11 protein-coding genes are annotated in these 13871 nt (G+C 66.2%); 4 read left to right on the top strand and 7 right to left on the bottom strand.

The genetic code is table 11. The annotated features are described in order from the left end of the window. Nucleotides 1-10 precede the first annotated feature (10 nt). From QXZ94_RS01350 to QXZ94_RS01320, 7 genes are all read right to left on the bottom strand, one after another. Nucleotides 11-715 carry an ABC transporter ATP-binding protein gene (locus QXZ94_RS01350; protein WP_315718893.1) on the bottom strand — a complete coding sequence of 235 codons (705 nt, stop codon included), beginning with the start codon at nt 713-715 and terminating at the stop codon, nt 11-13. Beyond that, nucleotides 712-1503 carry an ABC transporter ATP-binding protein gene (locus QXZ94_RS01345; RefSeq protein WP_315718892.1) on the bottom strand — a complete coding sequence of 264 codons (792 nt, stop codon included), beginning with the start codon at nt 1501-1503 and terminating at the stop codon, nt 712-714. The genes QXZ94_RS01350 and QXZ94_RS01345 overlap by 4 nt, the downstream gene beginning before the upstream one ends. Continuing rightward, nucleotides 1500-3386 (bottom strand): ABC transporter permease, encoded by a 1887-nt coding sequence (locus QXZ94_RS01340; RefSeq protein ID WP_315718891.1) that lies wholly within the window; start codon nt 3384-3386, stop codon nt 1500-1502. Before QXZ94_RS01340 ends, QXZ94_RS01345 begins: the two co-directional genes overlap by 4 nt. 181 nt (nt 3387-3567) lie before the next feature. After that, a complete protein-coding gene (locus QXZ94_RS01335) occupies nt 3568-4770 on the bottom strand; it encodes an ABC transporter substrate-binding protein (RefSeq protein ID WP_315718890.1) in 1203 nt (400 codons plus the stop codon). Between the two features lie 28 nt (nt 4771-4798). After that, complete coding sequence (locus QXZ94_RS01330; protein ID WP_172110706.1) at nt 4799-5383, bottom strand: amino acid synthesis family protein; 585 nt, start codon at nt 5381-5383, stop codon at nt 4799-4801. Between the two features lie 42 nt (nt 5384-5425). Next, on the bottom strand, nt 5426-6310 hold the full coding sequence (locus tag QXZ94_RS01325) for a UPF0280 family protein (RefSeq protein WP_315718889.1): 885 nt from the start codon (nt 6308-6310) through the stop codon (nt 5426-5428). Then, on the bottom strand, nt 6307-7752 hold the full coding sequence (locus QXZ94_RS01320; protein ID WP_315718888.1) for a 6-hydroxynicotinate reductase: 1446 nt from the start codon (nt 7750-7752) through the stop codon (nt 6307-6309). Before QXZ94_RS01320 ends, QXZ94_RS01325 begins: the two co-directional genes overlap by 4 nt. A gap of 284 nt (nt 7753-8036) precedes the next feature. Here QXZ94_RS01320 and QXZ94_RS01315 point away from each other — a divergent pair, with 284 nt between their 5' ends. The 4 genes from QXZ94_RS01315 to QXZ94_RS01300 all read left to right on the top strand — a co-directional run bounded on the left by QXZ94_RS01315 (nt 8037) and on the right by QXZ94_RS01300 (nt 13866). Next, the gene (locus QXZ94_RS01315) at nt 8037-8519 is read left to right on the top strand and encodes a (2Fe-2S)-binding protein (RefSeq protein WP_315718887.1); all 483 of its coding nucleotides are present in this window, start codon (nt 8037-8039) and stop codon (nt 8517-8519) included. Then, nucleotides 8519-12058, top strand: a complete 3540-nt coding sequence (locus QXZ94_RS01310; protein WP_315718886.1) for a molybdopterin cofactor-binding domain-containing protein — start codon at nt 8519-8521, stop codon at nt 12056-12058. Before QXZ94_RS01315 ends, QXZ94_RS01310 begins: the two co-directional genes overlap by 1 nt. A gap of 150 nt (nt 12059-12208) precedes the next feature. Next, nucleotides 12209-12991, top strand: coding sequence for an IclR family transcriptional regulator (locus tag QXZ94_RS01305; protein ID WP_315718885.1), 783 nt, complete (start codon nt 12209-12211; stop codon nt 12989-12991). Beyond that, nucleotides 12991-13866 carry an ABC transporter permease gene (locus QXZ94_RS01300; protein WP_315718884.1) on the top strand — a complete coding sequence of 292 codons (876 nt, stop codon included), beginning with the start codon at nt 12991-12993 and terminating at the stop codon, nt 13864-13866. Before QXZ94_RS01305 ends, QXZ94_RS01300 begins: the two co-directional genes overlap by 1 nt. Nucleotides 13867-13871 lie beyond the last annotated feature (5 nt).

Genomic DNA, 13871 nt, shown 5'->3' with positions numbered 1-13871 from the left:
AATCCTCGCCTCAGATCGACAGATGCGCGTCGCGGATATCCGGCCGCGCATCCAGCTCCGCCATGGTGCCGGCGAAGCAGATGCGGCCGCGTTCAATGATGTAGGCCCGATCCGAGATCAGTTTTGCAAAATGCAGGTTCTGCTCGGACACCACCAGCGACACGCCTTCCTTCTTCATCGTCAGGATGGCGTCGACCATCTGCTCGACGATCTTCGGCGACAGGCCTTCCGAGGGCTCGTCGAGCAGCACCAGCGACGGATTGCCCATCAGGGTGCGAGCGATGGTCAGCATCTGCTGCTCGCCGCCGCTCATGCGGCCGCCCGGACGGCTCTTCATCTCCCCGAGATTGGGAAACAGCTTGTACAGCTTCTCGCGCGTCCATTGCGGCGCACCGGCCCGTGGCTTCTGCCGGCCGACTTCGAGATTCTCCTCGACGGTCAGATCGGTGAAGATGCGCCGCTCTTCCGGCACGTAGCCGAGACCGGCACGGACGATCTCATGCGTCGGCGCGGTCGAGATGTCCTTGCCTTCGAACATGATCTGCCCCTCGCGCAAGGCGACGAGGCCGACGATCGAGCGGAAGGTCGTCGACTTGCCGGCACCGTTGCGGCCAAGCAAGGCCACCACCTCGCCCTCGCCGACCTCCAGGCCGATGTCGAACAGGATGTGCGCGGGGCCGTAATGGCTGTTCAGATTGGCAACGGACAGCTTCATGCCGAGGCTCCCTCGCGATGCCGGGCATCGTACAGCAGGCCTTCGCCGAGATAGATCGCCTGCACCTCGCGGTTGGCGCGCACCTCGGCCGGCGAGCCCTGCGCGATCAGGCTGCCGCGATTGAGCACGAGGATGCGATCGGCATGCTCGAACACGACGTCCATGTCGTGTTCGGTGAATAGCACGCCGATCGACTGCTCGCGCGCGATTTTCGCCGTCAGCCGCATCAGCTCGACGCGCTCGCGCGGGGCCATGCCGGCAGTGGGTTCGTCCATCAGCAACAGCTTGGGCTGATTGGCCAGCGCGATCGCCAGCTCCAGCCGCTTGAGATCGCCATAAGCAAGCTCGCCGCAGGGCCGCTCGGCATAGCCGGCCATGCCGACAAGATCGAGCAGACGATCGGCCTCGCCGCGTTCGATTCCGATCATCGGACTCCAGAAATCGAACAGGCGATGATGATGCGACACCAACGCAACCTGGATGTTCTCGCGCACCGTCATGGTCGGATAGGTCGCGGTGATCTGGAAGGTGCGCCCCACGCCGAGCCGCCAGACCTCGCGCGGCTTGCGACCGGTGGTCTCCTGCCCCATGACGGTGATGCGGCCGCTGTCCGGCACGTTCTGGCCGTTGAGCATGTCGAAGCAGGTGCTCTTGCCCGCGCCGTTGGGGCCGATCAGTGCCAGAATCTCGCCCGCCTGCAACGTGAACGAGACGTTGCGCACGGCATGAATGCCGCCATAGGATTTCGACAGCCCTTCGACCGCGAGCAGGGACACGCCGAGGCTCATTGCGCGCTCTCCATCTTGGCTGCGAGCGCGCTCGGCTTGGGCGTCGCCGCGCGCCGACGGTGCATGACGCTCTCGACCACGCCGACGATGCCCTTGGGGAAGACGACGACGATCAGCACGATGAAGATGCCGAGCACGAGCTTGGACCAATCGGTCTGGCTGACCAGCCAGATGTTGAGCGCCTTGTAGACGATGGCGCCGAAGATCGCCCCAGGGACCGTCTCGACACCGCCGAGCAGCACCATGACCAGCGCATCGACCGACAGCGAGATGCCCATGTTGTCCGGGAAGACGCTGCCCTTCAGATACGCGAACAGCGCGCCGCCGATACCGGCCGTGGTGCCGGCGATGATGAAGGCCGTCCACTGGATCCGCTTGCCGTTGATGCCGATGGATTCACTGCGTAGCGGCGAGTCGCGCATGCCGCGCAGGGCGTAGCCGAACGGCGAGAAGGTGATGAGGCGCAGCACGCTGACGACGAATGCGGAGACGCCGAGCGCGAGCCAGTAGAAATGCGACGGCGAGGCCGCCCATTTCTCCGGCCACAGGCCGAGGATGCCATTGTCGCCGCCAGTCACTGCCACCCATTGGAAGGCGATCGACCAGACGATCTGGGCAAAGGCCAGCGTCAGCATCGCGAAGTACACGCCGGAGAGCTGCACGGCGAAGGCGCCGAACACGGCAGCGCCAAGCGCGCCGAGCAGCGGCCCCAGCAGGAGGCAGGCGATCATCGGCAGTCCCGCCATCTTGGCGAGGAAGGCGACGCCGTAGGCGCCCAGGCCGAAATAGGCGGCGTGGCCGAACGAGGCGAGGCCGCCGACCGCCATCAGGAAATGCAGCGACGCCGCGAAGATCACGAAGATCGCGATCTCGGCGCCGACGGTCAGCGCGTAGTTGCCGGCGATGAAGGGCAGCATCGCGGCAAACGCCAACGCAACCAGGGACGCAAGCCGCTCGACCGAGCTCAGCGGACGCCAGGGAATGACGGTGAGGCCCGGCGTCCGGCGCGCCGGCGCCTCCTTCTTGCCGAATAGGCCCCAGGGCCGCACGACAAGCACCACCGCCATCACCAGGAACACCAGGATCAGCGAGATCGTCGGGAAGATCAGGATGCCGAACGCGTTGAGCTCGGACACCAGCACGGCGGCGACGAAGGCGCCGAGGATGCTCCCGAGGCCGCCGATCACGACGACGACGAACACCTCGACGATGATGCGCAGGTCCATCGCGTGATGGACCGCATCGCGCGGGATCTGCAGCGCGCCGCCGAGCGCGGCGAGGAAGACGCCGACCGCGAACACCGAGGTGAACAGCCATTTCTGATTGACGCCGAGCGCCGCGACCATGTCGCGGTCCTGCGTCGCCGCGCGCACGAGGATGCCCCAGCGCGTGCGCTGGAATAACAGCCAGAGCGCACCGAGCACGACGGGGCCGAGCACGATCAGGAACAGGTCGTAGCTCGGAATGTTCTGGCCGAAGAAATTCACCGCGCCCTTGAAGCCCGGCGCGCGGCGGCCGACCAGGTCGTCCGGCCCCCAGATCAGCACGACGAGATCCTCGACCATCAGGGTCAGGCCGAATGTGCCGAGCAGCTGGAACAGCTCCGGTGCATGATAGATCCGGCGCAGCAGCACGATTTCGACCAGCACGCCGATGACCGCGACCGCAAGCGCCGCGACGACGATGCCGCCCCAGAAGCCGAGCGGGCCGGACAGCCGCTCCGTCAGCGAGAAGGCCACGTAGGCGCCGAGCATGTAGAACGCGCCATGGGCGAAATTCACGATGCGGGTGACGCCGAAGATGATCGACAGTCCCGATGCCACCAGGAACAGCGAGGCCGCGCTGGCAAGGCCGGTCAGGAACTGGACGAAATAGAAGGCCATGGGCGGTCCGCGTGAGGGAGATCGTCTGTATCGGGTGAGCCGCGTGGGAGCTTGCGTGAAGAGCCGCAAGCGTGGGGTGAGGGTTCTCGGCCTGAACCTGTAGATCAGGCGTCAAAACCCCTCACCCCGCCCGCTCTCCTCCGCGGGCGGAGGAGGCAGGAAGGCATGGACCAGGCTTGGCTCAGTCCTTCGGACGGAGCTTGGCGACTTCGGCGTCGCTCGGGAGATAGTCCGCGCCCTTGCGATAGACGGTGTCGACCATGATGCCCTTGCCGTCCTTCAGCGCGGTCTTGCCGACGAAGGCGCCGAGCGTCGACTGGTGGTCGTTCTTGCGGAAGGTGATCTCGCCGAACGGGGACGGCACCGAGAGGCCCTCGGCCGCCGCGATCAGCTTGTCGGCATCGGTCGAGCCGGCCTTGGCGAGAATGGCGGCCGCCGACTTGATGGTCTGGTAGCCGACGATCGAGCCGAGGCGCGGATAGTCGTTGTACTTGGCCTGGTAGGCCTTGAGGAACGCGTCATGCTCGGGCGTCTTGATCGAGTACCAGGGATAGCCGGTGACGATCCAGCCTTCCGGCGTCTCCTCCTTCAACGGATCGAGATATTCCGGCTCGCCGGTCAGGAAGCTGACCACCTTGCGGTCCTTGAACAGGCCGCGGGTGTTGCCCTCGCGGACCAGCTTCACGAGGTCGGCGCCGAAGGTGACGTTGAGAATCGCCTCCGGGTTGGCGGCGGCGACGGCCTGCACGACCGGGCCCGCGTCGATCTTGCCCTGCGGCGGCCACTGCTCGTCGACCCACTGGATGTCGGGGCGCTTCTCCGACAAGAGCTTCTTGAACACGGCAACGGCCGACTGGCCATATTCGTAGTTCGGCGCGATCGTGGCCCAGCGCTTCGCGGGAAGCTTGGCGGCTTCCTCGACCAGCATCGCGGCCTGCATGTAGTTCGACGGACGCAGGCGGAAGGTATACTTGTTGCCCTTCGACCAGGTGATAGCGTCTGTCAGCGGCTCGGCCGCCAGGAAGAACACCTTCTTCTGGTTGGCGAAGTCGCTGACGGCAAGGCCGATGTTCGACAGGAAGGTGCCGGCGAGCATCGCGACGTTCTCGCTCGACACCAGCTCGTTGGCCGCGGTCTGCGCGTCGGCCGGCTTGCCGCTGTCGTCCTTGGAGACGACGACGAGCTTCTTGCCGTTGATACCGCCAGCCGCATTGACCTCCTCGACCGCGAGCTGCCAGCCCTTGCGATAGGGCTCGGTGAACGCCGGCAGCAGCGAATAGCTGTTGATCTCGCCGATCTTGATGACGTCCTCGGCGCGCGCCGCGCCCGTCAGTCCCACGACGGCAAGGCCCAGGCCTGCCGCAAGCATCGTTCTCCGTCGCATCCCTTCAGCCTCCAACTGTTGACTTGAGTTATCGCAGTCCGTCGTCGCCCTTGATCTCGGCGACCGCAAGCCCGCCGACACGCGGCAGCGGACGACCGCTGTCGGTGACGGCGAGCGCGACCATGATCTCGCCAGCGCGCGGCGCATCGTTGATCTGCACCTCCATGCCGTCGAAATGGCTGCGCACGAAGGCGGCGTCCTTGTGCCCGAGCGGGATGTCGAGCGTGCAGCCGACGCCGCCGCGCTTCTTCGACGACGGGATCAGCGCCGCGCCCTTGCCGAGCACCTTGCGCACCGGCGCGCCCATCTTCGGATGCAGGATGGCGGCCGCATGCTCTAGCTCGCCATCGCTGCCGACGGCCGCGGCCTTGCCATAGCTGTGCGCCGCAGGTCCCTCGATGCCGAGCGCGGCCACCGCGCGCTTGGCCAGCATCTCGCCGAGCTCCTCGCCGATCGCGATCAGCGGCGAGAGATCCTCGACATAGCGGCCGGCGAACGGGTTTTCGATCACGGCGACCGCCGCGGCGCGGCGCGTCGGCGGCGAGATGGTCTTGCCCATCTCCTGATGGACTTCCTCGACCACGGTCACGATCTTTCTGATGACGGCGCTCATCGTCGGCAGTCCCTCATGTTCCAGCCCATCATAGATCAAACCTCACGCAGCCGCAGCCCGCAACCAGGACGGCCGGACGACCTCGACCGGACGCGCGCCGACGACGCGGATGGTCCCGCGGAGCTGCAGCACGGCGGCTTCGATCAAGCCATCCGAGAGCAAAGCCTGCGCGCACCGCTCACCCGCCGCCAGCGCCCTCGCAACATCGCCATCGCCCAGCTCTCCGACCTCGCATGTGACGAGACGATGACCGAGATCGCTGTCCGGCTGAAGCTCGCAGGCCGGACGGCGGACCACGGCGGGATGTCCGGGCAGATCGACCGAATTGCCGATCACGGTTGCAGCGGCGTCGGCCGGCGCGGCGGTCCTCGCCAACACGGTCACAGCATCGGCGATGCCGAGCGAGAAGCTGCGGCCATGCCGGCCCGACGTGGCGACGCCACCGATTCCATCATCCGCGCGCAGCGTCATCCGGCGCAGGGTTCCGGCGCTGTCCGGCCGATCCATCAGCCCGACGCTGAACGTCGCGGCATCCAGCAGATGCAGCGCGATATCGCCGCCATTGTTGACATGGGCGCGCGTCAGCTTCGCCGCACTCAGCATGGCGCCAAGGACTTCCTCCGCCACGGATCCCGCGACGGCAGCCATCGGCGTGATGAACATCTTGGCCGCGAACGGCGCCACCGCCGCATGCATGCGACGGGCGACGACGCCATTCAGAGGGCGACAAAGATCGGCGGCCTTGCGCAGCTCAGACAGTTCCGAACAAAGTTCATCGAGCAAGCCCGTGAAGCGCTCCGCAGCAGCGCGATAGGCGGCGCGGATGTCGCCCTCCGCACCATCGGCGCCGATGATCAGATCGATCGGCCCATCCTGCAGATGCAGCCGCCGGTCCGGCAACAGGGCAATCTGTGGCTGCCGGCTCATGCGCCCTGCCCCGGCCACTGACGGATATCCTTGCCGACCTCCTTGAGGGAGGCGAGCGGCTGCACATAGTCCATGTGGCCGCCGAGCGCCTCATAGTCGGACAGCTTCATCGTGAACTCGATCGGCGCCACCAGCGCCGGCGTCGGCACGTAGCCGAACGCGCCCGCCGGCATCTGCGTCACGTCGACCATGTAGGTGATGCCGCCGCCCGGCCAGACATAGACCGGCGCGCCACCCGAGGTGACGCGCGTCAGCGCATCCTTCACCGAGCGGGTCAGACGTACCGGATTGTCCGTGACACCGGCGCGCAACGAACCACCGGCACCGGCCATGAACAGCACGGTGCACAGCGCCGGCTCGCAATTCTCCTGGATGCGTTCGACCGAGAACTGCAGCTCCGGCGGCATCTCGCGCTGGATCGGCGTCAGACTCTCGTCGAGCACGTAGTAGCCCGCATGCTCACCGGTCGTCGACACCATCAGGAGCGTCGTTCCGGGCTTTGCCGTCTTCGGATCGAACGGACCGAGGATCGCAAGCGGATCGGAGATATCCGTGCCACCCCAGCCGGTGCCGGGCTGCGCGACCTGGAAATAGCGGCCCGGGGTCGAGCGCCGCCCCTTCATCTTGATGCCGGTCGACGGAATATCCAACAGCTTGCCGGCCTGGTGCTCCGACAGCACGCCGGTGATGTGGTCGTCGACCACGACGACCTCGTCGACCTTGCCCTGCCACTGTTTGGCGAACATGCCGATCGTCGCCGAGCCGCAGCCGACGCGCATGCGCTCTTCCTTGACGCCGTTGACGATCGGCGGTTGCCCGGCCTGTACGATCACGCTGGCGCCGCCGTCGATCACAAGCTCGACGGCCTTGCGGTTGCTGAGATCCATCAGCGCGTCGCAGGTGACGCGCCCCTCCTTCTTCGAGCCGCCGGTGAGATGATGCACGCCGCCGAGCGACAGCATCTGCGAGCCGTATTCGCTGGTCGTGACGTGCCCCACAGCCTCGCCGTCGACACGCACGGTTGCGGCTTCCGGCCCGAGATAGCGGTCGGTGTCGATCTTCACCTTGACGCCGCAATAGCTGAAGATGCCCTCGGTCACGACGGTGACCATGTCGACACCTTCGATCTGCGACGAAACGATGAAGGGCGCTGGCTTGTAGTCGGGATAGGTGGTGCCTGCGCCGATCGCGGTGACAAACAGCTCCGGCTGATGCACGATCTTGCCGTCCCAGTCGCCGCTGGCCTGGAACGGCACCAGCTTGCCGCCATGCGACACCGTCCGCTCCAGCAGGACATGCGGATCGACCCGCACCAGCACGCCGTCCTGATTGGCGTAGCGATCGCAGGCGCCGGCCGCGCCCGGCTTGATGTAGCACATCACCGGGCAGGCATCGCAGCGGATCTTGTCCCCTGCAGCGTCGCTCGCCGTCTCAGTTACCATGCAGAGAAGCCCATCTTGAAGCGGTGGCGGCAATGATCACCGTCCGCCGCGGCAATTCGTTCGTATACGAATGATGTCGCGCCCGTCCGCCGACTGTCAAGCGCCACTGCGCCCGAAAAGCAGGTTTGCCGGATAATCGATCAGTTTGCCCTGCACAATGACGACAAATCGTGCACACGCTGCAATGCGAAACGCGGTACTTGCATGTTAGTACACAAACGATAGGCTCCCAGCGATCGCGATTGCGTTCTCGTTAACGATATCACAGCGGACGACAGAAGGGCATGACGCCAGCACCGATTCGGCTGACCGTGAACGGACTGACGCATGACGTCGCCGCCGCCCCCGGCACGCCCCTGCTCCACGTGCTGCGCAACGATCTGGCTCTGAATGGCCCGAAATACGGCTGCGGCCTCGGCGAGTGCGGCGCCTGCACCGTCTTGATCGACGGCCGCGCCGCACGCGCCTGCGTGATCCCCATCGAGGGCTGTGGCGGCCGCACCGTCACCACACTGGAAGGGCTCGGCTCGCGCGAAGCGCCTGATCCTGTGCAACAGGCCTTCATCGTCGAGCAGGCTGCGCAATGCGGCTATTGTCTCAATGGCATGATCATGACGACCAAGGCGCTGCTCGCCATCAAGCCCGATCCGTCGCTCGACGACATCAAGCAGGCGCTGCGCTACAATCTCTGCCGCTGCGGCGCCCATGTCGAAATTCTCCGCGCCGCGATGCGCGCCGCCGGACACACGCTCGAGGCGCAGGACTGATGACTGAGCGCGCCACTCCCACGGCCGATGATCCGCGCGGCATGCTGACCGTCGAGCGCCGCGTCGCCGACGGCCCGTTCGAAACCTTCATCAGAATCACCGCGGCCGGCGAGGTCGCTGCGTTCAACGGCCATGTCGATCTCGGCACCGGCATCCGCACCGCCCTGGGACAGATCGTCGCAGAAGAGCTCGACGTCTCTTTCGTGCGCGTCGTGGTCGTGCTGGGCGACACCGCCGTCGTGCCGAACCAGGGCGCGACCATCGCCAGCGAGACGATCCAGATTACCGCGGTGCCGCTGCGCAAAGCGGCCGCGCAGGCGCGCGCCTTCCTGTTGGCGCGCGCCGCGACGCAGCTCGGACTTGCCGAAAACGAACTGATCATTGAGGACGGGCTTGTCCGTGGTCCCAACAATCGCGTGCTCAGCTATGGCGAGCTGATCGGTGATGACATCGTCCGCCTCGAGCTCGCTGACGATGTCACCGTCAAATCCGTGGACAACTATCAGGTCGTCGGCCGTTCGGTGCCGCGCGTCGACCTGCCGGCGAAGGCAACCGGCGAGCTGACTTATGTGCACGACGTCCGCGTCCCCGGCATGCTGCACGGCCGTGTCGTGCGGCCACCTTATGCCGGCGTCGATGCCGGCCCGTTCATCGGCACCAGTCTGATCGGGGTCGACAAGAATTCCGTGCGGGATATCCCTGGCCTGGTGGACGTCGTCGTGATCGGCGACTTCATCGGCGTCGTCGCCGAGCGCGAGGAGAACGCAATCCTCGCCGCCGAGCGCCTCGATATCAAATGGAAGCCCGTGCCGACCTTGCGCGATCTCGACGATGTCGAGAACGCGCTGCGCGCCAATCCGTCCGAGCCGCGCCGGCTGCTCGACAAGGGCGACGTCGATACCGCCATGGCGCATGCCGCCAAGCCGATGCGGCGGACGTATCTCTGGCCCTATCAGATGCACGGTTCGATCGGGCCGTCCTGCGCGGTCGCCGATTATCAGGATGGGCAGATCCGCGTCTATTCCGGCACGCAGAACCCGCACATCCTGCGTAGCGATCTCGCCAAGCTGATCGACTGCCCCGAGCCTGAGATCGAGCTGATCCGGCTTGAAGCCGCCGGCTGCTACGGCCGCAACTGTGCCGACGACGTCACCGCCGACGCGCTGCTGCTGTCACGCGCGGTCGGCCGTCCGGTACGCGTGCAGCTGACGCGCGAGCAGGAGCATCTGTGGGAGCCGAAGGGCACCGCGCAGCTGATGGACATCAATGGCGGCCTCGATGCCGACGGCTCGGTCGCGGCCTATGAGTTCGCCACGCGCTACCCGTCGAACGGCGCGCCGACCTTGGCGCTGCTGCTCACCGGCCGCATCGCGCCGGAGCCCGCCATATTCGAGATGGGCGACCGCACCGCGATCCCGCCCTACGACTACGATCACATGCGCATCACGGCGCATGACATGCCGCCGATCGTCCGCGCCTCCTGGATCCGCGGCGTCTCGGCGCTGCCCAACACCTTCGCGCACGAGTCCTATATCGACGAGCTCGCCGCCGAGGCGGAGGTCGATCCGATCGAATACCGGCTGCGCTATCTCAAGGACGAGCGCGCGCGTGATCTTGTGAACGCCGTCGCCGAGCGCGCCGGCTGGACGCCGCGTCCGGTGCGGGATGAGAAGACGCCCGACAATGGCGTCGTGCACGGCCGCGGCTTTGCCTACGCGCTCTACGTGCACAGCAAGTTTCCCGGTTATGGCGCGGCATGGTCGGCATGGATCGCCGACGTCGCGGTGAATACGACGACCGGCGACGTCAGCGTCACCCGCGTGATCGCCGGTCAGGACTCCGGCCTGATGATCAATCCGGACGGCGTGCGGCACCAGATCGAAGGCAACGTCATCCAATCCACCAGTCGGGCGCTGATGGAGGAGATTCCGTTCGCGCGCGGCAAGGTGGCAGCGCGGGAATGGGGCGCCTACCCGATCATCACCTTTCCCGACGTGCCTGAGATCGACGTTCTGATGCTGCCGCGGCCGGATCAGCCGCCGCTCGGCGTCGGCGAGTCCGCCTCCGTGCCCAGCGCCGCGGCGATCGCCAACGCGATCTATGACGCCACCGGCGTGCGCTTCCGCGAGCCGCCCTTCACGCCGGAGCGCATTCTCCGAGGCCTGCGCGGCGAACAGCTCGAGCCCGCCATGCCGCAGCCGCTGCCTGCTCCGAACAAGCCTGCGCCCACTTGGCTGAAGCCCTTCGCCAAACGGAGCGGCGTCATTGCCAGCGCGGTTGCGGCCTGTGCCGCGGCGATCGGCGTCACGGCCGCCGTGCTGCCGTGGCGGGCCATCGCGCCGATCGCCCGTCCCGATCCGTCGGTCTATTCCGCAGCGACCATCGCGCGCGGCGAGGCGCTCGCGGCGCTCGGCAATTGCGCGGTCTGCCACACCTCAGATGGCGGCTTGATCAATGCCGGCGGCCGCGCGCTGGACACGCCGTTCGGCACGATCTTCAGCACCAACATCACGCCGGATGTCGAGACCGGCATCGGCGCCTGGTCCTACCCCGCCTTCGAGCGCGCGATGCGCGAGGGCGTGCATCGCGACGGCCGGCAGCTCTATCCGGCGTTTCCCTACACACATTTCGCGCGCACCAGTGACGCCGACTTGCAGGCGTTGTACGCCTATCTGATGGCGCAGCAGCCCGTGCGGCAGCAAGCGCCAGATAATCAGCTGCGCTTTCCGTTCAACCTGCGGCCGCTGGTGGCCGGATGGAATGCGCTGTTTCACAGCACTGAAACCTTCAAGCCCGATCCGACCAGATCAGAGCAGTGGAATCGCGGCTTCTATCTGGTCGAAAGCCTCGGCCATTGCAGCGCCTGCCACTCGCCGCGCAACGCGCTCGGCGCCGAGCAGCGCAACGCCTATCTCGCCGGCGGCTTTGCCGATGGCTGGGAGGCGCCGGCGCTGACGTCGCTCTCCACCGCGCCGATCCCGTGGACCGAGGATGAACTCTACACGTATCTCCGTTCGGGACAGTCGCGCTTCCATGGCGTAGCCGCTGGACCGATGGCGCCGATCGTCAAGGATCTCGCCACCCTGCCCGATGCGGATATCCGGGCGATGGCGACCTATCTTGCGTCGTTTCAGCAGACGGCACCCGAGCCGGCGAAGTTGGAAGCGATCGCCACGGAGTTGGAAACACGGACCAAGGTCACTTCAGCGTCGTCCCCGGCCGCGCGGCTCTATCTCGGCGCCTGCGCAGTCTGTCACGAGGTCGGTGGCCTGCCGCTGTTCGGCAGCCGGCCGTCACTGGCGCTCAACAGCAATCTGCACAGCGCGACGCCCGACAACCTGATCCAGGTGATCCTGCACGGCATCATGAAGCCGGCCTTCTCCGACCTCGGCTACATGCCGGCTTTCAAGGACCATCTGAGCGACGCGCAGCTCGCCGAGCTCGTCACCTATCTCCGCGGGCAGTTCGCGCCGGACGAGGCCGCCTGGACCGATGTGGATGCTGCCGTCAGCCGCATCCGGTCGGCCACGCCGCATTGAGGCCGACGATGCTACCGGCGCTGGCGCCAAGACCACCACCCTGACGCGCATCCGGGCAGCCTTCTGCACCTAATTTCGCCTTGCGGCAGACGCCTTGCCGCTTCTAGAATTCGGGACTACGTTCCGAAAAATGGAACAAACGGTATCATCATGAGCGCCCTGACCAACGCCATCGACATCCTGCGCTGCTTTTCGACCTCGCGGCCCGACCTTTCATTTGCCGACGTGCAAGTCCTCACCGGCAAGCCGAAGAGCTCGACCTCCCGCCTGCTCCGCTCGCTGCGCGATTGCGGCCTGCTCGAGCAGGACCCGCACAGCCGCCGCTATCGGCCGGGCCTGCTGACCTTCGAACTTGGCCGTCTGCACCGCGCCCATGACGACCTGCTCGCCGTTGCCGAGCGCGAACTGCGCGACGTCTGCGCGCGCACCGGTCATACCGGCTACATCGCGGTGCTCGACGGCTATCAGCAGGTCGTGCTGCGCATCGTCCCCGGCTCCAACCCGTTGCGCGTCGTCAACCCGCCGGGCCAGCGCACGCCGGCGATCGTCACCTCCAACGGCCGCGCGATGCTGGCGCGCCTGTCGGACCAGGAGATTCGCGCGCGCGTGCCGCTCGACTATCCCAAGGTCCCGGCCAACTCGCCGCAGAACTTCAACGAGCTGATGGCGCGCCTCAACGAGATCCGGCGCACGGGTATCTCGGATGCTGCCGACGAAGCGATAGAAGGCGTCGGCTCGCAGGGCTTTGCGCTGTCGAGCGGCGAGAGCGGCGAACTGATCGGCATCGCCGTGTCGTATTCGGTGCAGGCCACGACCGAGATCGAGCGCGCCAATGTCCGCCGCGAGCTTAACGCAATGGCCTCGAAGCTGCGGCGCATGACCGGCGATCCGCTGGGCCAGACCATCGAGCAGTTGGCCGGGCTGGCCTCCTGATGCCGACGACCAGCGCGCCGCGCGTCAACAGCCTTGCGCTGTTGATCCTGCCGAGCGCGCTGCTGTTCGCGCTGTTCTTCTTCCTGCCGATCGGGCTGATGGCGGTCATGAGCGTGCTGACGGGAAATCCCGTGGTGATGCCGAATGTCGGCTTCACAACCAAGCACTACGCCCGCATGGGCCACGACAGCTATTATTTCGAGGTGATCTGGACCACGCTCCGCATCGGCCTCTGGACCACGCTGGTCGCGCTCGTGATCGGCTATCCGCTGGCGCATTGGATGGCGCGGATCAAGAGCCGCACCGGCCATGCGCTGCTCCTGATGGCCGTGCTGGCGCCGATGCTGACGGGCATTGTCGTGCGCACCTTTGCCTGGATGACGCTGTTGTCCGACAAGGGCGTCATCAACCAGATCCTGACCTCGCTTGGCTTGATCGATACGCCCTTGCAACTGATGTACAACGAGACCGGCATCGTCATCGGCCTCGTCCACATCTACGTGCCGTTCATGGTGCTGACCCTGACCGGCGTGATCGGCCGGATCGATGAACGGCTGGAGCAGGCGGCGGAGAATCTCGGCGCCAGCCCATGGCGCGCGTTCATCGAGGTGACCCTCCCGCTCAGCCTGCCCGGCATCCTCGCCGGCTCGCTGCTCGTCTTCGCACTTGCGATCAGCGCCTATGTCACGCCGATCCTGCTCGGCGGCTTCCAGATCATGACGCTGCCGATCCTGATCTATCAGCAGATCTCGGCGAACTTCAATGTCGGCTTCGCGGCTGCGCTCGGCATGGTGCTGCTCGTGATCTCGCTCTCGCTCGTCATCGCCTATAACCACGTGCTCGGCCTCGTTTCGGGCCAGCGTGAGCTGCAATGAGGGCG

It is taken from the genome of Bradyrhizobium sp. SZCCHNS2022 (assembly GCF_032377575.1).
GTDB lineage: Bacteria > Pseudomonadota > Alphaproteobacteria > Rhizobiales > Xanthobacteraceae > Bradyrhizobium > Bradyrhizobium aeschynomenes.
The sequence above is the reverse complement of the archived record's forward strand: the minus strand, read 5'-3'. Positions and strand labels throughout refer to the sequence as shown.